Source organism: Acidobacteriota bacterium, from assembly GCA_018001935.1.
Lineage (GTDB): Bacteria > Acidobacteriota > JAAYUB01 > JAAYUB01 > JAAYUB01 > JAGNHB01.
In genome coordinates this window covers 1-21607 of sequence record JAGNHB010000031.1, presented here as the reverse complement: position 1 = coordinate 21607, position 21607 = coordinate 1, and the positions used below count along the sequence as shown (strand labels likewise).

The following is a 21607-nucleotide window of genomic DNA, read 5'->3' as shown; positions in this document are numbered from 1 at the left end:
ACGCAACCCACGCGCCTCCCGGAAGAGCAACCGCAAGGGCGCAAAGGCACAAGGGAACTGACGCCGGCCTTTCCCCGGGCATGTGAGTGCTTTGATGACCTTGAAGCGCAGGGACGAAGGGACCAAAAGGACCAAAGAGACCAAAGGGACGGGCTGAACCGACAGGGCAGACTGCAACGACAGGGCGATGCGGCGGATTCTGCGTCTTTCGTGTCTTTCGTGGTTCCTTTTTCCGGATTATCCGGTTCATCCGTGGTTCTGAACGGGTTTCGGCCAACGGGTCATCCGGGGGGAACGCCCTCCCCGTCACAGGCCCGAGCCGCCGAAGGGGAGGCGCTTGCGCAGGAAGTGGGTCCGGCGGTTGGGCGGGAGCGCCAGCAGGGCCCGGATCCGCTCCGTGAGCACCCGCTCACTCTCCTTTTCCAGAGCCGCCAGGGATTCCTTTCGCGAGGGTTTCTTTTTCGAGGGCTTCTTTTTCACGCAGCGTCCTCTCCAGGATCTCGGTGACGGCCAGGTCCTTCGGCCGGCCGAGGGCCTTCTTGCTCCGGATGACGGCTTCCAGGGGGGCCACGCGCAGGGGGAAGCCGCCGAAGTCGACGACGACGGCCACGGCGCGGAGGCCCTCGAAGGAAGGGATACCGTGCAGGACCGACATGAAGTCGAGCTGGATCCCCTCGTCGTCGTTCACCACGCGGTAGAGCGAGGAGGCTGGGTAGTATGGCCGCAGCACCCGACCGCCCAGGCGGTCGGCCAGCGCCTTCAGTTTTTTCAGGTTCGCCGGTGTCTTCCGGAACATGAAATCGATATCGAGGGTAGTGACGGGCGCCCCCATCAGGGCGGCCGCGGCGTTGCCCACCATCACCGCCTCCAGGCGGGCCTCGTGAAAGACCCGGGCGATGCGTCTGAGGAGCGGTTCGGCGTTCATGGGTTCATTATACCAACCCCGAACCCCACGAAACACACGAAAGGGGATTATTTTCTGGGCATGATGGCGGATTTGGATGTACAATAAATTGTACAAGAAAGAGGTGCATGATGAAAACCATTCAGATCTCGAAAGCCCGGGCGGAAATCTTTTCCCTGGTTGACGAGGCGGCGGAGGAGCACGAACCGGTCCTCATCGTGGGGAAGCGGAACAATGCTGTGCTCGTGTCCGAGGGGGACTGGCGAGCCCAGCAGGAGACCCTCTATCTCCTTTCCGTCCCCGGACTGCGCGAAGCCATCAACGAGGCGTCCGCCACACCGCTGGAGGCCTGCCTGGATGAAGACCGACTCCTCTGGTGAAGCCGGATGTCGCCCAAACCCTGGATGCTGAAATTCAGCCCCCGAGCCGGAAAGGACGCCGAGAAACTGGCCCGGGCCGGCCTGAAGAAGCAAGCAATGAAACTGCTGGACATCCTGCGGGTCAACCCGTGGCAGACTCCCCCGAAATACGAGAAGTTGGTCGGTGACTTGTCCGGGAAATACTCCCGGCGGATCAATATCCGGCACCGACTGGTTTACGAGGTCCTGGAACGGGAGCAGATCGATGGTCTGCCCGAATCCTTCGCTGGCATCGTGAAGGTGCTGAGCATGTGGACGCACTATGAATGACCCTATCTCGAACGGAGAGCGAAGCCGTTTGACCGTTTCCCTCCATCGGCCGCCGGCGGTCCTCGGCCTGTTCTGGTGCCTTCTGGCCCCGGTCGCGGCGGACGGTTACGTGGTGGGGGAGTGGCGACTGGCGGAGCGTCCCAGCATGAGCACCCAGCGTGCGGTGGTCGTCCACCGGGACGGGGCGGAGACGCTCCTGTTGGAGTCCCCTTTCCGGGGGAAGGGCGACCGGTTCGGTTGGCTGGTCCCCGTCCCCGCCGAGCCCTCGGCCATCCTGCCGGTCGACGGGAAACTCTTCGACCTTCTCTTCCACCGCTTCCAGCCGGCCGTCCGACACGGCGACGGCAGAGGGGGCTGGTTTTTTATCAAGGGGGAAATCGTCTTCGCCGCCCTGATGGCCCCGATCCTGTTTTTCCTGTATCGCGAACGCATCTCCCGCTTGCAGATGCTGAGGGTCCTCCTTTACGCTCTACCGTTTTCTCTCCTGGTCATGATCGTGTTCCTTCCCGCTCCCCTGGAAAGCTCCCACTCGGGTGCGTCGGGTGGGGGAGCCCTGGCCGAACCGGAGCTCAAACGCCTGAAAGTCGGGGTCTATGACACGGCCATTCTCCGACCGAGGAATGCGTCCCAACTCCAGGCGTGGCTCTCCCGCAACGGCTATTCCCCCCTGACGCCCGACGGGGAGCGGGTGACGGAGGCCGTCATCCGCGACGGGTGGCTGTTTGTCGCCTCCAGGCTCCAGCGGGAGACCCCCGGCGCGGGGGGGGACCTTCAGCCCCACCCCCTGGAGATCCGCTTCCCCTCGCGGAAGCCGGTCTACCCCCTGCGGCTCACGGCGCTGGCCAGCACGGGGCTGGACCTCGACCTCCTGGTGGTGGCCGACGGGGAAGCCTCGGCGCAGGGGCTGGAAACGCTCTACGTCAGTCGTTTCGCCCTGGAGAACGCCACGGAGAGGGTCCTCCGGGGGCTGTCCTTCTCCGAGCGCATCGGGAACCCGATCCTGGTTTTACGGGGCTGGGACGGCTGTTGCGTCACCCGGATGCAGGGTTCCCTGAACTTCGCCCAGTTGAGCCGGGACCTTTCGGTGGACGTGAGTGACGCCCCTTCAGGTTACCGAAGGACGATCTACACTGAGCCGGAGGCCCTCCGCCTCGCCGTGGGCTACCCGTTGACGGGCTTCCTCCTGACGGCCCTGGCGCTGACGATCCTGGGCTGGGACGACTGGCTGAACGGCCGGCGGCAGCGGGCCTACCTCGTCGCCTTCCTCGCGGCGGCCGGCCTGGCCGCGGCCGGCGGGGCGGCCTGGTACCGGTGGACGGTGAAGATCCCTGCGGACCGGGTGGTAAAGAGCCGGTCACTGAATCGCGGGTCGGGCATCGCCATGCTGCGGAACCTGGCGTCGGCCGAGAAGGCCTACCGGGAAACAGCGGAAGCAGGAAACGGCGCTTACGGAACGCTTCGGGACCTGGCCCGGGCGAATTTTCTGGACCAACGATTCCTGGACCCGGTACCCGAGGCCGATGGTTTCACCTACCAGATCACCCTTTCCTCAGGGGGCTACACGATCCGGGCCTTCGCGCCGGACGCAGGCCCGGAATGGGAATTTTTTATCACGGAGCAGGAGGTGGTCCGGCTGCCGGACGGCACAGAACCCTGAATCCCGGCTCGCTTCCGGCGGGCCGCACGTTGGCCTTCGTGGATGACGCGTCAGGGTTCGACTGGCCCGGGTGGAACGGCCCCCTCTTCGGCGTCAGCTACGCCGTCCTGGCGGGAAAGCGCGGGGGGAAGTGGTATCTCCTTACCTTCCGGAAGACGTGGATCTCCTGAACGGAACTCTGAACACCATTCCGGATGAATTCGCAGGCAGCTGCGCCGCCTCCGGGGCGCGGAACACCCAAAACCGTCCCCTCCCGGCGGGAGCGCCGCCTCTGGCGGGGCACCCGCCGGCTGATTTCCTGTATCTCTTCGGGATACGTCACCCTCGCATTGACGCAAGGCTCGTGAATCGTTCTCTCCCACGGTGGTATCAGAATCCTTCTTCGCCTGGCACTTTCAACATCCCAGCCTCGTGAAGAACCCCCAGAGGCCTTCACAGTTTCTTTGCGAGGCTTGGCGGCTTGGCGACGTTGCGAGAGGCCGGGACGGCTCGAATCGGAAGTTCCCGGGGAGGTTGACGGTCCATCAAGGCCCCGGCCGGCCAGAGAATGGCCGGGGGTGAGCTTCATCTTGCATCATCCCACTTGCGTCGGGCGAAAATAATACTCACCATCTGGGTCCGCGCGGGGACCGCGCGTACGAACGTCAGAGCTGCAGGACCTTGGCGCCGCGGATCCGGCGCTGCTTGATCTCGAGGAGGGCCCTGTTGGCATCCTCCAGGGGAAAGGCCTGCACCTCGGTCCGGATGGGGATGGCGGCGGCCAGGGCCAGGAAGTCCTCGGCGTCGGCGCGGGTGACGTTCGCCACGCTCTTCACCGACTTCTCCAGCCAGAGGTGGCTCGCGTAGTCCAGGCTCAGCAGGGCGCCCAGGTCGGCCGCCTCCTTGCGGATGGCGTTGATCACGAGCCGTCCACCGCGCTCCAGGTGCCGGAGGGCCTCCACCACCGGCGTCCACGCCGGGGTGGTGTCGATGGCGGCGTGGAGTTTCGACGGTGGGTCGTCCGCGATGTCCCCCGCCCAGCCGGCGCCCAGGGCGAGGGCGAAGGCCCGCTCGGCCTCCGACCGGGCGAAGACGTAAACCGGGGAATTCGGGTATTGGTGCCGGGCGGCCTGGATCACCAGGTGGGCCGAGGCGCCGAAGCCGACGAGCCCCAGCACCTGCCCGTCGCACAGCTTGGCGAGGCGCAGGGAGCGGTAGCCCACGGCCCCGGCGCACAGGAGCGGGGCGGCCTCGAGGTCGGTAAAGCCGTCGGGCAGGCGCACGGCGTACGCCTCGGGGACCGTCATGTACTCGGCGTAGCCGCCGTCCGCGTCTCGGCCGGTGGCGCGGAAGCCCGCGCAGAGGTTCTCCCGGCCCTCCCGGCAGAAGTCGCAGTCCCCGCAGGCCGAGTGGATCCACGCCACGCCCCCCCGGTCGCCGGCCTTGAACCTCGCCGCCCCGGGGCCGAGGGCCTCCACCACCCCCGCCACCTGGTGGCCGGGGGTGACGGGCAGGCGGGGCGGGGGCGTGCGCCCCTCGATCTCGTCCAGCTCGGTGTGGCACACGCCGCAGGCGCCCACGCGCAGGAGAACCTCCCCCGGCCCCGGCACGGGGCGAGGGACCTCGTCGAGGGACAGGGGCTCGGCGCAGGTCCCCAGGTCGACGACCCGGTGCATTCGCATGGCTCTCATCTCGTCCCTCCTCTCCCGGTTTCTCACCCTCATCGGAATCGGTATCGCAATCGGAATCGGTATCGCCGTCGCAATCGGTATCGTTCCCGCAAGCCGGTGGCGATTGTAAAAGCAACGCCATTCATCACCCGGGCCGGGGTGCTCGCCGCACAAATCAGCGGAAAGGACCCAAGGGGCCAAAACGACCCAAGGGACAAAGGACGAAAGGGTTGCCCGGAATTTCGCGTGAACGGGGCCCCTTTTCTCCCCTCCCAATCCCCTTTCCCCTCTCCCGATCCCCGGAACCCAGGGCACGCTGCCGCTCTTTTCTCGTTCCGCGGGTGTTCTCCGCGCTCCTCCGCGCTCTCCGCGGTTTCACTCTTCCGGCGCGGGGCTGCCGGTCACGCACCGGTGACCGTTCTCCGGCGATTCCGGCTGCGCCTTCTGCGCTTTTTGCGCTTCCTTCTTCCGCAACCGTTCCCGGCGGCGTCGGAGGTCGAGGACGATTTCCGTGACGCCCGGGACGCGCAGGAGGACCGCCTCGAATTCGTCGCAGTGCCGCAGGGCCAGGGCAAAGTCCCGCAGGATGTGTTCCTCGTACTTGAGGACCTCGGCGAAGCTCTCGGGGACGTCCCGGGGGCGCGCCGTCCCCAGGTGGAGGTAGAGCCGCCAGGCCTCCTCCCGCCGCCCGACCCGCTTGAGCAGCCTCGCCAGCACGCGCCCCGCGGGGAGGTGCCGCCGACCCGCCTCCAGGAGGGCGTCTGACTGGAGGGCGAAGATCTCCTCGAACTCCGCCAGCCGGCCCCGGGCGTCCAGGGTGCCCAGCAGGCAGGCCCAGTCCGCGGGGTCGCGGGCGGGCTCCGCCTCGGGGACGAGGGTGTTGAGCCGGGCGAAGAGCGCCGCCATCCCCAGCATGTCCAGGAGGTTGTGGCGGAAAACCTCCTCGAGGGGCCCCCGGTCGCGGTCGCGGAGGTAGCGGAAGTAGAGGTCCGGGATCAACTCGCCCGGGATGTCCCCCCGGCGGTGGACACCCAACGCGTGGCGCTCCACCGAGCGCTGGTCGCAGGCGCCGATGTCGCCCTTCCACCGCCGGCGGGCGGGGTGGAGGAGGTCCGCCACGGGCAGGTCCGGGGAGACGGGGGGGAAACCGTTGAGGATGAAGCGGGTGTTGAGGAGGGGCAGGTCGTAGGACTTCCCGTTGAAGCACGCCAGGAGGCCCGCCCGCCCCAGGGCCTCCGCCAGCGGCGCCAGGAAGGCGGGCTCGGCGGAGGGGTCCGGGAGGAAGTACTGCTCCACCACCAGGTCGCCGCGGGCCGGGTCGAGTCGGGCCGTCCCCGCCAGGAAGGCCAGGGTGCCGGTGCCGCCCGCCAGGCCCGTGGTCTCGGTGTCCAGGAATAGGATCTCGGGCGGGGACGCGTCCGGCGGCGGCACCGGGAGGCTGGCCAGGCGGTAGAGGTTTGGGCGGGGGGGCCAGAGCCCGGCGAGGGGCGTGTGGCCGTGGACCGTGTCGAGGGGGAAGCGCGCGGTGCGTAGTTCGACGGTGAAGGCGGGCGTTTCGGGCGGCCGGACGGGTTTCGCCTCCCCGGCGGCGCCCTGCCGGTCCCGCGTCATCCGCTTCAGCCGGTCCCGGATCGACTCCATCGCTCACTCCCGGCCCCGAAATCAAACCACGAATCCCACCAACCACAGGAACGAGGCTCCTCGTCCATTTCATCACGGCCGCGCCGGGCCGTCAACACCCGTGTGCATCCCGCAACCTTCCCTGGCACCCCAAGCGTCGGCGAGGGGCAGGCCTGCACCCTGGCACCGGCCTCCTCCCCACGCGCCACGAGGGAAGTCCCCCTCGACACGCGCAACCAGAGTCACGCGCGTACGCAAGCGGAACGCCTTTCCAGTGTCTTCCCGCTCCCTTACGGTCGCGGCTCCGTTCCGGCGATTGCGACAGGCGGCCGGGTCGTCGGTTGACAGTCTGCCCGGCGGGCTATAAGATAGGATCGTATCATTCGGGTTACACGGCAGCAGATGCCGGCGGTAGAGGGGCGTCCGCGGGCTGTCGGCCAGGTGAGATCGAAACGCGGGACAGGAGGGCCCCTTGCGAAAATACCACCACATCGGGATACCCACGCAGACCCCGCAGGAAGGGGAGACGCACCTGGAGCGCTACGGGGTCTTCTGCACCGACCACGAGCGGAACCCGTTCGGGATCCAGTGGATGCGCTACGAGCCGCACTGCGGTCTCCCGGAACTGGTCAAAACGGTCCCCCACCTGGCCTTCGAGGTGGACGACCTGGAGGCCGCCCTCGCCGGGCAGGAGGTGATCATCGCCCCCAACAGCCCCTCGGAGGGCGTGACGGTGGCCTTCATCGTCTGCGACGGCGCCCCGGTGGAGTTCCTGCAGATCCGGAAGTGAGGGCTTGAGGGGAGAGACCCGGGCGATGTCTGAATTCGGCCCGGGAAACCGGGAGGGAGAGATGAGAGAAAGGCGGGAAACCCCGGAAGACTGGTTCGTAGCGCCCGAAGAATCGGACCGATCGGTCGGATCCGACCGATCCGACCGATCTGATTCAGTGCCTTTGCCCGACAGACCTGTCAGAAGCGGCAAACCTCACCCGTCAGGCAAGCAGGAGCGGGTCCGGCCAAGTGGCGGCTACCGTGAACTGCGCTCTTTCCAGACGGCTACCGTTATCTACGATGCTACCGTGGCTTTCTGCGAGCGCTTTCTCGACAAGCGGTCGCGCACCGTGGACCAGATGGTCCAGGCGGCACGCAGCGGGCGCCAGAACATCGCCGAGGGGAGCCGGGCCTCCGCGACCTCTTCCCAGACCGAGTTGCGCCTCGTCAACGTCGCCCGGGCCAGCCTCGACGAGCTTCTGCTCGATTACGAAGACTTCCTGCGCCAACGCGGTTTGCCCCAGTGGGCCAAGGATGCGCCCGGTGCCCGGCAAGTGAGAGAGGTCGGGAAACAGCATCGGACCGATCGGTCGGATCCGACCGATCCGACCGATCGCTTCGGCCCCTACACGCGCTGGCTCGCCCATGAGGACCCGGCGGTGGTGGCCAATGCCGTCATCTGCCTGATCCACCAGGCCAATTACCTGCTCGACCACCAGATCGCCGGACTGGAGCGGGGTTTCATCGAGGAGGGCGGATACAGCGAACGCCTGGCGGCGGCGAGAATCGCCTATCGGAAAGGCGAAAGCACACACGATCGGACCGATCGGTCGGATCCGACCGATCCGACCGATTCTGCCAGCTCTTCGCCGCCATCCTGTCCGCTCTGCGGCAAGGAAATGGTCCTGCGAACCGCCCGCCAGGGCCCGCGCGCGGGGTCACGGTTCTGGGGCTGCCGGGCGTATCCCGAGTGCCGGGGGACGAGGAAAGCGGACGGCTGAGGTCGATCGGTGGATTAACGAGTTGACAGATCATGTCTATCACGAGGAGTGCTTATGTCTGAATGCCATCTGCTCGACGATGCCGGGAGGAAAGGTGCCGACCCCAAGGCCCTTGCGGTGCGGGCCACGGGAGAGCCCGGGGCGCTCGTTCTGTTGCTGGAGGGCCTCGATTCCCGCGAGCCGCGGGTAAAGTACGGTTGCGCCAAAGTGCTCCACGCCGTCAGCCAGACGAACCCGGCGGTCCTCTACCCGGCCTTCGACCGATTCGCCGCGCTGCTGTCGGGCCGTAACAAGATCCTGCGGTGGGAGGCCATTCGCATCCTGGGCAACCTGGCGGGCGCCGACACGGAGAACCGTTTCGAGGGCCTGCTCGAGGCTTACCTGGCCCCGATTCCCGGCCCGGAACTCATCACCGCCGCCAACACGATCCAGGGCGCCGCCGCCGTGGCAAAGGCGAAGCCGCACCTCGCGGGGCGGATCGCCCGGGAGTTCCTGAAGGTCGAGGGTGCCGCCTACAAGACACCCGAGTGCAGGAACGTGGCCCTGGGCCAGGTCATCGATGCCTTCGACGAAATCCTTGTTGCCGTCGAGAGCCGGGAAACCGTTATCGACTTCGTAAAACGGCAACTGGACAATCCCCGGGTTTCCACTCGGAAAAAAGCCCGGGCGTTCCTGGCCCGTCACCCGGAGGTACGACCGTGAACAAGGCGGAGATCGAGCCCTTCGTCTCCCTCGAACCGAGCGAGGCCATGCACGCCGCGATCCGGGAAGCGGTCCGCAAGACACGGAAAACGAAGCGGGACGGGAGGGCGAACCAATGACTACGATTACGATGCACTTCGGTTCATCGGGAAGACGGGGGTTGCTGGCCGCCTGTTTCCTGGCGGGGATCACCCTCGGCGGTTTGGTCTTCGCGGGGGAGGGCTCAGGCCGAGCGCCGTCGGTGCGCTTGCACTACCTGGGCCACGCGTCCTTTGTCTTCGCCTTCGACAACGGCGTGACGCTCCTCGTCGACTACGGGGTGTCCAACGCCTATGGCCTCACCAGCCCCATCCATGATCTCGGGGACCTGAAGCCGGACCTGGTGGCCTACACCCACCACGACCCCGACCACGACCGCCAGCAGGCCTTCCCGGGCGCCACCGTCATCGACGGGAAAGATTTTGCGCTGAGGGGGATCCGCCTCCAGGCGATCCCCGTGAGCGAGCGCGCCCGGGACGACAACACCGGCTACCTGATCCGTTACAAGGGGTTGACGCTGTTCCTCTCCGGCGATCTCCAGGGCGACCTGACGGCGCCGGACGCACCGGCCCGCTGGACGGCCCTGAAAAAACGCCTCCCGTCCCGGCTGGACCTCCTGCTGGTCCCCGTGGGCTGGGTCCGACCGGTGCCCGGCGAGGCGGCGGGGCTCGTAGAGGTCCTCCGGCCGCGGGCCGTCATCCCCACGCACTACTGGTCGGCCGCGGAGAAGGCCGACTTCCTGGACCGGTTCCGCTCCCGCCCGGGCTATGTCGTCGAGGACACCGGCAGCCCGTCCTGGGGGGTCGATAGTTCCGGCCCGCCCGGCGTCACCCGCGTCGTCAGCCTGACCCCGGCTCCGTGGACGAATTGAATGACGAAGAACACGGTCTTCTCCGCAATTCGTACCATCTCCCGCCGGGCGATGGTTCAGACAAAGGCGTTACAGACACTCTCCCGTTCGGTTTTCGACTTATTGCGGCTTTATCAACACTAATCTACGCCGTGGCCCGTGATCCCACGGCAAGGAGGCGGAATGATCCTGTGCTTGCTGCTGCTGGCGGCGGGGGTGTCGCCCGTGGTCCCGTTGGGGCCGTCCATCCTGGTGAACGGCTTCGTGGGGGTGGACGAATGGCGGGGGGCCCTCGGCCTGCCGCTCGACCCGGAGGTGGAATTGAAGGCTCGAGAGGACTCCCGCTATCTCTACCTGGCGGTCGTCTTCAAGGGCGCCCGTCACACGGGGCTCGACCTCTACCTGACGACCCGCGACGGGCGTGCAATGCTCCACGTCTCGTCGGCCCTGGGGGAGCGGGCGATGGAGGACAACCACCCTTCGAAAGCCGGGCCGATCGAGGACACTCACCCCGCCGCAATCAAGGACACTCACGCATTGACTCACGCGTTGGAACTGGTGTGGGGGCGGAATTGCTGGTGGACCGCCAACCCGGTTTGTGTGACCTGGGAGGACGGAAAACAGGCGGTCGTCGCGCCCGAGGCGTTCGAGTTCCAGTTGGACCGGGCCCGGCTCGGGCGGGAAGTCGCGCTCCTGATCCACCTCAAGCGACCCGACAAGACGCTTCCGGCGGGCGCTTCACCCGATGTCCCGGACCACTGGCTGCGCCTGAAGCTGGAGAAGTGACCCCGGGGAGGCGGCCGCCGCCCCGACGGGGTGGACCTGCGGCTGAGCCTTCGGTTGGAGGGTGGATGTGAGTAGGGTGACCGTGGTCCCGATGGAACCGGGTCGACTGTCGGCGTGCGCGACGGTTCTGGCGGAAGCTTTCCTCGGGGACCCCCTCGAGGTTTACGCCCTCCCGGACCCCGAGGCCCGGCGCCGGGTGGCCCCGGCACAATTCGCGGCGGCGCTTCGCCTTGGGCTCCTCTGCGGCGGGGCCTTCACCACCGGGGGGGAGCCGCGCGGGGCCGCCGTCTGGCTGGGGCCCGGCGAAACGGAGATCGACCCGGGACGGGCCCGCGCCTCGGGCCTGGCCGGGTTGCCGACCCTGCTGGGCCCGGCGGCCTCGGAGCGGCTCGGCCGGTTTTGGGAGCATTTTCACGAAGTTCGACGCTCCCTGGCCGGGGAGCGGTACCGCTACCTCTTCGTGATCGGGGTTTCGCCGGCGTGGCAGGGGTGCGGCGTCGGCTCGGCCCTCGTCAGGAGCGGGCTGGAGCAGGCGGACAAGGAGTGGGTGTCCTGTTTCGTGGAGACCGCCCAGCCGGCCAACCGGCCCTTTTACGAACGGCACGGGTTCCGGCTCGTCTGGGAGGGGCGTGACACCCCGTCCGGGCTTCGGTTGCTTTCCTTTCTCCGTCCCGCCGGAGGATAGGGGGCCGGCTTCGCCTTGCGGCAAGGCTGACTCCCCGCCTTGGCCGCCAAACAGGCATTTCCCCCGAATCGCACCATTGACGCGAATTCGGAATGCATTGGCCTTAAAGAATTTATGATGGTCCGAGTCGCGTGGTTCGGGGGCCGTAACAGATTTGTCGTAAGACTGTCAAGGCCTGATTACCGGAAGGCTTTCTCCAGTATCTGCCGCTGCTCCCGGTCGTGGATGTCGTGAAAGCCGGTGGCGGGGGCGCCACTCTCCCGGCGCGCGACGACCTCGATCCCGGCAAAAGCGGGGGCAAGCCCCGGGAGCTTGAGGCGGAGGAACAGGGCCGGGCCCATGTTCTCCGGCTCGTCCTGCACCCAGGCCCAGCGAACGGCCGCCGGGTAGCGCCCCGGCAGGTCCCCCAGCGCCGGGGTCAACGGGTGGAGTTGCTCCAGGCGGACCAGGGCGGTGTCCAGGGCACCCCGCTCCCGGCGGCGGGCGGCCAGGTCGTAGTAGATGCGCCCCGAACAGAGCAGTACCTGCCGGATGGCGGCCGGATCGGCCTCGCCGTCGTCCAGAAGCGGGTGGAACACCCCGCCGGCGAGGTCCGCGGGGGTGTCGGCGCACTCCGGCCGGCGCAGGAGGCTTTTAGGCGTGAAGACCACTAGGGGCGGGCGGACGGGCCACCGCGCATGGCGTCGGAGGAGATGGAAGTAACTCGCGGGCGTGGAGGGCTGGGCCACCACCAGGTTTCCCCCGGTGCAGAGTTGGAGAAACCGCTCGATACGCGCTGAAGAGTGCTCCGGGCCCTGTCCCTCGTAGCCATGGGGGAGGAGCAGGACGACCCCGTTGAGTTCGTTCCACTTGGCCTCGGCAGCGGCCAGGTACTGGTCCACGACGATCTGGGCCCCGTTGGCGAAGTCCCCGAACTGGGCTTCCCACAGGGTCAGGCCATTCGGACAACCCCGGGCGTAGCCGTACTCGAAGCCCAGGGCGGCGTACTCCGACAGCAGCGAGTTGTAAACCGAAACCGGTGCCTGCCCCGGCGCCAGATGTTGCAGGGGGGCGTGCTTCGCTTCGGTGACCTCGTCCGTGACAACGGCGTGTCGGTGGGAGAAGGTCCCCCGTTCGCTGTCCTGCCCGCAGAGGCGGACCGGGACCCCATCCAGGGCCAGGGTGCCCAAGGCCAGCAACTCGGCCATGGCCCAGTCCACCCGTTTCCGATTGAAAAAGTTCTCCAGGTGGCCGTCGTAGATTTTCCGGATCTTGCCGAAAGCCGCCACGGACTCCGGGATGTGGAAGGCTGCACGGGCGGCTGCGGACAGGTTTTCCTCCGGCACGCCGGTGGGGGGCGAGGAGACGAGGTCGAGGTCGGAAGGGCGGCGGCGACGATCGCAGAAATTCATGTAATGGCAGTGGGGCGCGCTCTCCTCCCGGGCCGCCTTCAGTTCCGCCGCCAGGCGTTCGGTCAGGCCCCGCTCAAGGGCCAGGGACTCGTGTTCCGTCACGATCCCCTCCGCTGCCAGTTTGCGGCGGTAGAGGGTCATGGGGTCGGGGTGCTCTGCAATGGCCCGGTAGAGTTTCGGCTGGGTGAAGCGGGGTTCGTCGGACTCGTTGTGGCCATACCGCCGGTAACCCAGCAGATCGATAAAAACGTCGGACTGGAAAGCCTGGCGGTACTCCAGGGCCATCTCCACCGCCAGGACCACCGCCTCCACGTCGTCGGCGTTGACGTGAAAGACCGGAGAGAGGGTCACTTTCGCCACGTCAGTGCAGTAGGTGCTGGTGCGCCCCTCGAGGTAGGGCGTGGTGAAGCCGATCTGGTTGTTGACGGCCAGGTGCAGCGTTCCACCGGTCCGGTGCGCCTCCAGGCCGGCCATCTGGACCAGTTCGTAGACCACCCCCTGGGCGGACAGGGCGGCGTCACCGTGGACGATGACCGGGAGCGCCCGAGACGCGTCTCCCCCGTGGAAGTGTTCGATGCGGGCCCGGGCGAACCCCTGCGCGACGGTCCCGCCCGCCTCGAGATGGGAGGGGTTGGGAACGAGATTGAGGATGATCTCCCGCCCGGGTTCGGGAGACACGCTGCCGTGCCAACCCAGATGGTACTTGACGTCACCGGCGTAAATCTCGTCTTCCCAGGAGCACCCTTCGAACTCCTCGAAGAGGTCCCGCCATGGTTTCCCGAAGACGTTGGCCAGGACGTTGATCCGCCCCCGGTGCGCCATGGAGGCCACGATTTCCCGGACACCCACTTGCGCGCCATGGCTGACCAGGGCCTCCAGGGCCGGGATGAGGCTCTCGCCCCCGGAGACCGAGAAGCGTTTCTGACCCGGGAACTTTGCGTGGAGGAAGTTCTCGAACACCACGGCGCGGCTGAGACTGTCCAGGATCGCTCGCTTGCGATCGATGGTGAACGCCGGCCGGTTACGGGTCGACTCCATCCGTTCCCGGAGCCACCGGACGCGCTCCGGGACCCGTACGAACATGTACTCCGCCCCGATGGCGGTGCAGTAGGTCTCCTCCATCAGGGACAGGATGTCCCGCAGGGTGGCGGGGCCCAGCCCCACCTCGCGCCCGGCGTGGAAGACATGGTCCAGATCGGCTTCGTCGAGCCCGAAACGGGTCTTGTTCAGATCGGGGGTGTAACAGCGCCGGGTTCGGACCGGATTGGTCGGGGTGAAGAGGTGACCGCGGGTCCGGTACTCGTGGATCAGCGCCAGGACCTGGAACTCCTTCCGTTCGTGCTCCACCCCGGCCGGGTCGAACCCTGCCTCCCCGGCGACCCCGGCGCCACCCTCGACGCAGCCCAGTTGGAAGCCCTCGAAAAAGTGCCGCAAGCCGGGGTCGACCGAAGCCGGGTCCGACACGAACCGCCGGAATAGGGCATCGAGTGTCCCTGGGTCACTGGTAAGCAGCCAGTCGTATCGCGGGTCGGTCATGGGCCCTGCCTCCTTCACGCTTCAGCCATTTTCGATGCGCGAACCCCGCGGCCGGATCTGCCGCCCCGCGCCGATGACACCTCATCCGGCAGGGTCGTCGCAGACCGGTCTAATACCACAACGAACGCCGGAAGCGCAAAGAGAAACCGGGCTCTCGCCCGGCTCCGGCCTGTGGAGGGTGTTTCCAAGGGAGAGTAGGGTGCAAGACAACCGGCGGGCCTCGAGGGCCCGCCGGCGTCTCCGTTCGATCGACGGGGTCTCCCGCGGGGCAGCCGGTCCCGGGCGGGGGACGTCCGCTCCGATCACTGGTACTGGATGCCCACGTACTTCCCCACCTGGTTGGTGGCGGTGTTCTTCAGGGTGGCGCCCGCCAGGATCGGTTGGGCCGACTCCAGCTTCGCCCACGCGATGGAAGCGGCCTGCGCGGGGAAGAGGGCCGCCAGGTCCAGCTTGCCCTGGTAGCCGGCGGCCAGGGCGCCGGGGAGGGACGCCAACTCGGCCCCCGCGGCATTGAAGATTCGAAGGGTGTAGGCGTTGTCGGCGCCGGCCAGGTTGTTCAGGGTGAGCACGGTTGTCCATCCGCCCGTGCAGCGCACCAGCGGGAAGGACTGTTTCGTGAGGCCTCCGCCCAAGCCGAGCAGGCCGTCGAAATCCAGGCTCTCCATGCCGTTGCGGGCCGCGTTGATCTCGAACCCGAGGAGGGGGGTCGGGGAGGTGACCCGGACCCGGGACGCCCCGGCGTGAACGGATCCGTCGAACAGGCTCCAGACCTCCCGGGTCATCTGGCTCTGGGGTCCGACCGTGAAGCTGTTGGAGGTAATGACGGCCCCCTTGTCGTCCAGGAGGTCCGCGTTCGCGGTGACCGGAACCAGCCCCAGGTTGGAGAAGGTCATCCCCGTGTACCACTCGTTGTTGTCGGGGATTTCGCCCAAGTGAAGCGTGGAGGTCGACGACGGGGAAGCAGGGTCGATGGGGATGGCATAGGTGGGCAGGCCCGACAGCCCGCCCTGGGCGCTGAAGATGCCGAAGAGTTCGAAGCCGACCAGGGAATCCTGCTCCGCCGTGGTCTCCACCTTAAGGAAGCGGATGTCCGAGGGGTTGACCCCGGCCTCGGACGGGAAGATGGTGTTCACCATCCGGACGAACTTGCTGGACGCCGGGAGGTAGAGGGGCCCCACGGCGGCCAGCGGCGTGCCGTCCTCCTTGTAGGCCGAGACGACGTACTGCACCGGCACCGGGGTGGTGTTGATGAGGGTGACGCCGGTGTACCAGTTCCCCACCCCGGACACCACGTACGGATAAACCATGCTCTTCGAGCCCATGTCGATGAGGGGCAGGATCACCTCCGTGGTCGGGTTTCCCTTCATGCCGAACTCCACCACGCCCGCCAGTTTTTTCGAACTTCGAATCTTCAGCCAGTAGTCGCTGCCGGGCTGGAGGATGTCCTCGGCCCGGATGACGCAGGTGTTTCCGGGCAGGATGGTCCGCTGGGGCGCACCCTTGGCGTAGGCGGAAAGACCGCATCCGAGGTAGGCGTCGATATGGGCGTCCGTTGCGTTGTCGCTGAGGTTTACGAGGGTGATTCGGCTCCACCAGTTGGAGTCCGTGGCGATATGGGCCGCGTACAGGGTCGAATCGCCGGACCCCTGGACCTGGACCGTGGCGGTCTGGCTGTCGGCGGAACCGTCCACTTCGCACCAGTAGGAAGTGCTGGAATCCAGGGACGGCGTGGTGTATTCGGGAGCGGTGGCCCCTTCGACCGGGTTGGAGGTGTCGCCGCTTTCCCCGTTGTACCACTGGCAGGTATCCAGTTTCTTCAGCGGGCCCCCGGAGTAGGCGACGCGAAGGGTGGCGCGCTCGCCGGCCTGGACGGACTGGGGCTGGGGCTGGGAGTTGATGACGGATTTCCCCGCGTTCACCGCGACCGTGGCCGTGTTGCTCGACACGGTTCCGCAGTCGTTGGTCACGCTCACCCAGAAGTTGGTGGTCGATGCCATCGCCGGCGTGGTGTAGGAGGCGTCATCGGCGCCCGCGATGGGAGCGGAGGTGTCCCCGCTGGTCCCCTGGTACCACTGGTACGCGAGGGTTCCGTAGCCATCGGCGACTACCGCCAGGGTCGTGGGTTGACCGGGCAGAACAGTGGTACCCTGGGGTTGCCGGGTGATCACCGGCGGGGTGCACGCCTGGAGCGTGACGGCGGCCGTCACGCTGTCAATGAACCCGCACGGGTTGGAGGCGCGGACCCAGAACGTGGTGTTGCGTCCCAGGACGGGGGAGTTGTACTGGCTGCCGACGGCGCCGGGGATGGGGTTTCGCGTGTCGCCGCTCGGGCCGAGGTACCACTGGTAGAGAAGCGGTTGCGTACCCTCGGCAATGGCCGAGAGGAGAACGGGCCGCCAGGGGGCAATGTTCTGGCCGATGGGCTGGGCGGTGAACGACGGCGGTTGGCAGGGCTGTACCGTAACGAGGGCCGTGGCGCTGTTGACGCTGCCGCAACCGTTGGTCAGCTTGACCCAGTACGGCGTGGACTGGGAGAGAGGCCCCACGGTCAGGACTGCCGTGACGGCGTCCTGGATGGGCATGGAGGTATCCCCGCTGCTCCCCTGGTACCACTGGAAATCAACGGGTTCGGTCCCGGTGGCGGCCACTCCCAGGGTGACGGTCCCGCCCGTGGGGATGGTCGTCCCCATGGGCTGGGTGGTGATGGCGACCGGGGTGCAGGCTTCGACGGTCACCCGGGCCGCGCTCGAAAACGTGTACCCGCAGCCGTTGGTCACCTTGACCCAGAACCAGGCCGATGACGTGAGGGGTGGAGTGGTGTAGTAGGGCATCTCGGCCCCCGGGATGACCGTGCCCGACTGCTGGCTTTGCCCCGTGTACCACTCGTACTGGAACGGCGCTGTTCCCCGGACCTGGACGGAAAGGGTGGCCGACTGACCGGGCTGAAGGGTCTGGCTCACGGGCTGGGAGACGATGGTCGGGATCAGGCACGATTGCACGGTCACCGTTGCCGTGGCGCTTTCCACCGTCCCGCAGCCGTTCTCCACTTTCACCCAGTAGGACTGGCTCGAGGTCAGCGCCGGGGTGGTGTAGTTGGACGAAACCGCCCCCTCGATGGGGGCGTTCGTGTCGGGGCTGGCGCCCAGGTACCACTGGTAGGCGTGGGGGGCGCTGCCGCCCGCGGTGATGGAGAGCATCGCCCGGTCACCCGCCAGGATCGTGGTGCTCGCCGGCTGCTTCGTGATCATCGGGTCTTCACAGCCCTCCACCGTGACGGTGACCTCGTTGCTGTCCACCGGCACGTCACAGTCATCGAACACCCGGACCTTGTACTTCCGGTTGTAGCTCAACTGCGGCGTGATGCAGAACGGTGAGGTTGCGTCGGGGACCATCACCCAGACCTGGCCGGTCAGGCTGGTGTACCACTGGTAGTACAACGTCCCGGTCCCGGTCGCCGTGATGACCAGCGTGGCAGTCTGCCCGGCAGTGATGGTCACGTCCGAGGGTTGAAGGGTGATCTGCGGGGGGGGGCAGGGGCCGGAGCTGACGTTCCGGACCAGGCGGAAGCCTTGCAGGGTGGGGGCAAGGGGGGGGAACAGGTCCCTCGCCGCCGACCGGCAGTAGGAGGGATTGTCGTTGAAGCTCCCGCCCCGGGTCACGCGATCGCTCCCGGTCGCCCACTCGCCGCGGTAGTCGGTGAAGGACCCGGTCGGGTACATGCCGTACGCATCCCAGCACCATTCTTCGACGTTGCCGTGCATGTCCCTGAGGTTCCAGGTGTTGGCGGTTTTCCCCCCGACGGGTTGTGAGATCACGGCGTTGCCGCACCACCAGGCGGCGTTGTTGAAGGGGCCGAAGGGGGTGGACGAGCAGGCGGTGCAATTCCCGGGGCCGTACCCGGGTTCATCCACGTTGAACGGTGTGGTCGTCCCCGCCCGGCAGGCGTACTCCCACTCGGCCTCGGTGGGCAGCCGGTAGCCGTTCGCCAGGAAGTTGCAGTAGATGGCCCCGGTCTGATAGTTCACGGCGTTGAGGGGCGTTGTGAACGCTTGGTCGACATAGTAGCAGGGAGTCAGCCCCTGACGGTCGGACAGCCGGTTTGCGAACAGGATCGCCAGACGCCAGTTGACGTGGTTGACCGGAAGACTGAGACCGACCCCGTAAGCAGGCTCCGAGGGGTTCGCCGGCAGAGACAGGTCGTTCAATCGAAGGGTGGCCCACATCTGCTGGGTCACCTCGGTTTCCATCATGGCAAATGCCTGCGTCAACTGGTGCTGGAACTGGAATTCGTTGCCCCCGGCACAGGACTCGTTGGTGGGTGCCCCCTGCATGAAGGTCCCCGCCGGGATGTAGCGGAGATTCCCCACGATGGGGTCGTTGAAGGCTACGCTCCCGGCCCCCTGGCCTAGGACGACGCCGAAGAACGCGCAGGCGGCGAGGATTCCTGGGATTCGGTTTGTCGCCATGATCTGACTCTCCTCGGAAAAATTCGATTGTTGAGACCATTCTATCGGAAATCGAGCGGGCCTCAAAGAAAAATGACGAGCGACGGCGACCCGCGGTTACACCGCTTTCCCGACCAACCCCGAACCGGCGAAGTCCGCACGGGACCCGGGGAGCCGCGAGAGCGGTTATCGGAGGTCTCGCCGGGGCCGACATCCCCCGCTTTCCGGAACGATCCTCCACTTCCCCTCTCTTCTGAACTTTTCTCCCCGTTTTCACGTCTACTGTCGCCGGGCACAATGGTGTCCCCCTCGAGGAACGAGGATCACCCATCAACAAGGACAGGGGTTGGAAAATGACCAGACTCGTTGGATTCACCTTGGGATCGTGCCACAGCCTCTCGAAGGCGGTGGTGATCTGTCTTCTCCTTTGCGGGGTTTCCGCCTTTGCCGCGCGGAAGGCCGATTCACCCGCCGACCTCTTCCGGAAGTGCCGGGAAGCGGAAGGCGGAAAGGCGCTGTACAAGGCCCGGAACGGCCTGGCGGAAGGCACAGCCCTCGATAGCCACGGTCGCGAGGGGAGGTTTTCCCTGAGAACTTCAGCCCCAGACAGTTTCCGCCTGGCGCTGGATTTCGGCCCCGGATCCCGGGTCCTCTGTTACAACGGCATGTCAGCCTGGCGCCGGGACGGGAACCGGTCGTCCACGGTCTCGGGCGAAGCGGCCGACTGTTTCCGGTTGCTGGGTCTATTGGTCAATCACCGGTGGCACGAGCCAAAGAAGTCCCGCCTGGCGGTGGTTCCCGCAGTGACCGCCGAGCCGTGGGACGGCGGCAGCACCGCTTCGGTGCAGGTCTCCCTGGGCCAGGCCCGCTGCCGCCTTCACTTCGATCCGCAAACGGGTCTTCTGTGCGGGGCGGCGTTCAAGGAACCCCCGGAGCGCTTCAGCCTTTCCCTGGGAAACTATCGAGAACAGGACGGTATCCGGGAACCGGGGAAACTCCGGTTGGCGATCGGTGAAGAGGAGGTCACCCTGACGGTGGTGACCTTCGACCGCCGCTCAACACCGGACACTCATGCATTCTCCTTCCCTGTTTCGTCGGACGGAAGGCCCCTTCCCGACCTGCCGGAGCTGGTCGAATCCCTCGGTCGCCACCAGGCGGAAATGGATTCCCGGCGGGAGCGCTACAGCTGCCGCAAGACCGTGACCGCCTGGAAGCGCGACAAGAAAGGGAAGGAGACGCAGGAATACACCGGCCTTTACGAGGTCACGCCGGCAGGCGGCAGGCTGGTGGACCGTCTGATCGCGGAGAACGGCCGTCAACTCACGGAAAAGAGGCAGGCCGAAGAGGACCGCCGGGTTGAAAAGGAAATGGAGCGCCTCGCCGCGGGCCGGAAGAACGAGCGGGAAATCGAGTTCACGGCTTCCGATTTCCTGCGGTGCTGCAGCATCGACTCCCTCCGGCGGGAAAGCTGGAAGGGCAGGCCGGTGCTAATCGCCGACTTTGCGCCGCGCCTGGGGCACAAGACCCGCAACCTGGTGGAAAAGCTGATCGGTGGATTGGCCGGGAATGTCTGGATCGACGAGGAGGAGGCCCAGATCATCCGGCTGGAAGCCCGTCTCACCGAGAAGTTCAAGGTGGGTGGGGGCCTCGTGGCTTCCCTTGGGTCCTGCACCGTGCTGATCGAGCAGGAGAAGATCAACCAGGATGCCTGGTTGCCTTCCCGCATCGAGGTTGACCTTGTCGCCCGGGTGTTCCTCTTCTTCGGGGTGGACACTCACCAGGTGATCCGATACAGTGATTACCAGAAAGTGGACACCCGGATTCTCCCCGGGCCCGCCGATCCATCGTGAGGAGGTCTCCATGCCGATTCAATCCGCCATCCCTTTTTCTCTTTTCACGCTTCTTTGCCGGAGCCTGCCGTTCCGAAGCCTGGTCCTTCTGCTGGCAATCGGACTGCCGGCAGGGGCGGCGGCGGCCTCGGACCTCCCGGTCTCACCCGAGGGCAAGGTGAAAGCGGAGGGAAAGCTGTTTCACGCCCTCTTCCATGGCTATCCGGAGGATAGCGATCCCACTCGGCTGAAGGCGGCGGACATCGCCTGCGAGGGAGATTCGGATTTCAGGTCCGCCGTCTCAAGTCGGCTGACGCAATGGTTTGCCGCCAACCGGCAGTTCAGGTCTAGGATTCCCCTGGCCGGACGACGTAATACCCCAGAGCGTTGGCTCTCCGAAAAGCGCCGGCTCGTTGAGCGGGGTATCGTGACGCTCCTGGGGCCACAGACGGCAGAGGCGGCGGCAGCCTACGCCACGAAGGCCACCCTTTTCTACGAGTGGGAAGGGATGAGTGACGGTCCTCTGGATGAAGCCCTCTTTGCCGAGCAGTGGCTGGAGAAGACGCCCGGGACACCCCTGCGGGCCTACCTTCTCCTCTTTCTGCTGCACCGGTGGCGAAGCGGGATCGAGGCGCTGGAAGCCGAGAAAGCTCCGGAGCGGGTCCCGGCACTCCGGAAGAAATACGGCGAGCGCCTTGCGGAACTCATGAAATGCGAAGATCCTTTGATACGCTGGATCGCCGAAGACATCGACACCGCGAAGAGGGTTTACCTGCTGCCGCAATGACCGTCGCGTGGGACACTGCCGATGTTCTCGGTCGTGAGAGCTTCGGCCTCTGTGCTACGTCCGGGCGGGGAGGAAGAGCCGGCGGCAGGCGGCGACGCCCTGGAACCACTTGAGGCCGGCGGCGCGGGCCAGCTCCGCAAGGCGGCCGGCGCAGCCCACCACCCGGCGGAAGCGGCGCTCGTAGCCCTGCACCGACGCTAGCCACTCCGCCGCGTCCAGCGACAGCCGCTCCAGGATCGGCGCCAGCTCCGCCGGGATCGCCCCCG

17 protein-coding genes are annotated in these 21607 nt (G+C 66.7%); 11 read left to right on the top strand and 6 right to left on the bottom strand.

Annotated elements, in window-relative coordinates:
• Nucleotides 1-409: 409 nt before the first annotated feature.
• The gene (locus KA419_12390; GenBank protein ID MBP7866736.1) at nt 410-925 is read right to left on the bottom strand and encodes a hypothetical protein; all 516 of its coding nucleotides are present in this window, start codon (nt 923-925) and stop codon (nt 410-412) included.
• Nucleotides 926-1035: 110 nt separating this feature from the next.
• On the opposite strand from KA419_12390, the gene KA419_12385 reads away from it, so the two are divergent.
• Genes KA419_12385 through KA419_12375 form a run of 3 tightly spaced genes read left to right on the top strand, consistent with a single transcriptional unit; the run spans nt 1036 to nt 3250 of the window.
• Nucleotides 1036-1284 carry a type II toxin-antitoxin system Phd/YefM family antitoxin gene (locus tag KA419_12385; GenBank protein ID MBP7866735.1) on the top strand — a complete coding sequence of 83 codons (249 nt, stop codon included), beginning with the start codon at nt 1036-1038 and terminating at the stop codon, nt 1282-1284.
• A 6-nt stretch (nt 1285-1290) separates the two neighbouring features.
• Complete coding sequence (locus KA419_12380; protein MBP7866734.1) at nt 1291-1593, top strand: Txe/YoeB family addiction module toxin; 303 nt, start codon at nt 1291-1293, stop codon at nt 1591-1593.
• Nucleotides 1594-1621: 28 nt separating this feature from the next.
• The gene (locus tag KA419_12375; GenBank protein ID MBP7866733.1) at nt 1622-3250 is read left to right on the top strand and encodes a DUF2330 domain-containing protein; all 1629 of its coding nucleotides are present in this window, start codon (nt 1622-1624) and stop codon (nt 3248-3250) included.
• A 644-nt stretch (nt 3251-3894) separates the two neighbouring features.
• On the opposite strand, the gene KA419_12370 is transcribed toward KA419_12375, so the two are convergent.
• Nucleotides 3895-4920, bottom strand: a complete 1026-nt coding sequence (locus KA419_12370; GenBank protein ID MBP7866732.1) for a zinc-dependent alcohol dehydrogenase family protein — start codon at nt 4918-4920, stop codon at nt 3895-3897.
• 354 nt (nt 4921-5274) lie between these two features.
• Nucleotides 5275-6540 carry a ribonuclease H-like domain-containing protein gene (locus KA419_12365; GenBank protein MBP7866731.1) on the bottom strand — a complete coding sequence of 422 codons (1266 nt, stop codon included), beginning with the start codon at nt 6538-6540 and terminating at the stop codon, nt 5275-5277.
• A 451-nt stretch (nt 6541-6991) separates the two neighbouring features.
• On the opposite strand from KA419_12365, the gene KA419_12360 reads away from it, so the two are divergent.
• The 6 genes from KA419_12360 (at nt 6992) to KA419_12335 (ending at nt 11353) form a co-directional block, all read left to right on the top strand.
• Nucleotides 6992-7309, top strand: coding sequence for a hypothetical protein (locus KA419_12360; protein ID MBP7866730.1), 318 nt, complete (start codon nt 6992-6994; stop codon nt 7307-7309).
• A gap of 61 nt (nt 7310-7370) precedes the next feature.
• Nucleotides 7371-8291: a four helix bundle suffix domain-containing protein gene (locus tag KA419_12355; GenBank protein MBP7866729.1), complete on the top strand. Its 921-nt coding sequence runs from the start codon at nt 7371-7373 to the stop codon at nt 8289-8291.
• A gap of 54 nt (nt 8292-8345) precedes the next feature.
• Nucleotides 8346-8993, top strand: a complete 648-nt coding sequence (locus tag KA419_12350) for a hypothetical protein (GenBank protein ID MBP7866728.1) — start codon at nt 8346-8348, stop codon at nt 8991-8993.
• 115 nt (nt 8994-9108) lie between these two features.
• Nucleotides 9109-9903, top strand: coding sequence for an MBL fold metallo-hydrolase (locus KA419_12345; GenBank protein ID MBP7866727.1), 795 nt, complete (start codon nt 9109-9111; stop codon nt 9901-9903).
• Between the two features lie 162 nt (nt 9904-10065).
• Nucleotides 10066-10668, top strand: coding sequence for a hypothetical protein (locus KA419_12340; protein MBP7866726.1), 603 nt, complete (start codon nt 10066-10068; stop codon nt 10666-10668).
• A gap of 91 nt (nt 10669-10759) precedes the next feature.
• Nucleotides 10760-11353, top strand: coding sequence for a GNAT family N-acetyltransferase (locus KA419_12335; GenBank protein MBP7866725.1), 594 nt, complete (start codon nt 10760-10762; stop codon nt 11351-11353).
• A gap of 179 nt (nt 11354-11532) precedes the next feature.
• On the opposite strand, the gene KA419_12330 is transcribed toward KA419_12335, so the two are convergent.
• Complete coding sequence (locus KA419_12330) at nt 11533-14280, bottom strand: 2-oxoglutarate dehydrogenase E1 component (protein ID MBP7866724.1); 2748 nt, start codon at nt 14278-14280, stop codon at nt 11533-11535.
• A gap of 302 nt (nt 14281-14582) precedes the next feature.
• Nucleotides 14583-18746, bottom strand: coding sequence for an SUMF1/EgtB/PvdO family nonheme iron enzyme (locus tag KA419_12325; GenBank protein MBP7866723.1), 4164 nt, complete (start codon nt 18744-18746; stop codon nt 14583-14585).
• Nucleotides 18747-19078: 332 nt separating this feature from the next.
• Here KA419_12325 and KA419_12320 point away from each other — a divergent pair, with 332 nt between their 5' ends.
• Both KA419_12320 and KA419_12315 read left to right on the top strand, forming a co-directional pair.
• Nucleotides 19079-20575 (top strand): hypothetical protein, encoded by a 1497-nt coding sequence (locus tag KA419_12320; GenBank protein MBP7866722.1) that lies wholly within the window; start codon nt 19079-19081, stop codon nt 20573-20575.
• Nucleotides 20576-20585: 10 nt separating this feature from the next.
• Complete coding sequence (locus KA419_12315) at nt 20586-21341, top strand: hypothetical protein (GenBank protein MBP7866721.1); 756 nt, start codon at nt 20586-20588, stop codon at nt 21339-21341.
• A gap of 54 nt (nt 21342-21395) precedes the next feature.
• On the opposite strand, the gene KA419_12310 is transcribed toward KA419_12315, so the two are convergent.
• A partial coding sequence (locus KA419_12310; protein ID MBP7866720.1) for a transposase occupies nt 21396-21607 on the bottom strand: 212 nt, incomplete at its 5' end.

Coding starts and splice junctions, on each gene's coding strand:
- KA419_12390 (MBP7866736.1), bottom strand. CDS start 925: ATGAACGCCGAACCGCTCCTCAGACGCATCGCCCGGGTCTTTCACGAG.
- KA419_12385 (MBP7866735.1), top strand. CDS start 1,036: ATGAAAACCATTCAGATCTCGAAAGCCCGGGCGGAAATCTTTTCCCTG.
- KA419_12380 (MBP7866734.1), top strand. CDS start 1,291: ATGTCGCCCAAACCCTGGATGCTGAAATTCAGCCCCCGAGCCGGAAAG.
- KA419_12370 (MBP7866732.1), bottom strand. CDS start 4,920: ATGAGAGCCATGCGAATGCACCGGGTCGTCGACCTGGGGACCTGCGCC.
- KA419_12365 (MBP7866731.1), bottom strand. CDS start 6,540: ATGGAGTCGATCCGGGACCGGCTGAAGCGGATGACGCGGGACCGGCAG.
- KA419_12355 (MBP7866729.1), top strand. CDS start 7,371: ATGAGAGAAAGGCGGGAAACCCCGGAAGACTGGTTCGTAGCGCCCGAA.
- KA419_12350 (MBP7866728.1), top strand. CDS start 8,346: ATGTCTGAATGCCATCTGCTCGACGATGCCGGGAGGAAAGGTGCCGAC.
- KA419_12345 (MBP7866727.1), top strand. CDS start 9,109: ATGACTACGATTACGATGCACTTCGGTTCATCGGGAAGACGGGGGTTG.
- KA419_12340 (MBP7866726.1), top strand. CDS start 10,066: ATGATCCTGTGCTTGCTGCTGCTGGCGGCGGGGGTGTCGCCCGTGGTC.
- KA419_12335 (MBP7866725.1), top strand. CDS start 10,760: ATGGAACCGGGTCGACTGTCGGCGTGCGCGACGGTTCTGGCGGAAGCT.
- KA419_12330 (MBP7866724.1), bottom strand. CDS start 14,280: ATGACCGACCCGCGATACGACTGGCTGCTTACCAGTGACCCAGGGACA.
- KA419_12325 (MBP7866723.1), bottom strand. CDS start 18,746: ATGGCGACAAACCGAATCCCAGGAATCCTCGCCGCCTGCGCGTTCTTC.
- KA419_12320 (MBP7866722.1), top strand. CDS start 19,079: ATGACCAGACTCGTTGGATTCACCTTGGGATCGTGCCACAGCCTCTCG.
- KA419_12315 (MBP7866721.1), top strand. CDS start 20,586: ATGCCGATTCAATCCGCCATCCCTTTTTCTCTTTTCACGCTTCTTTGC.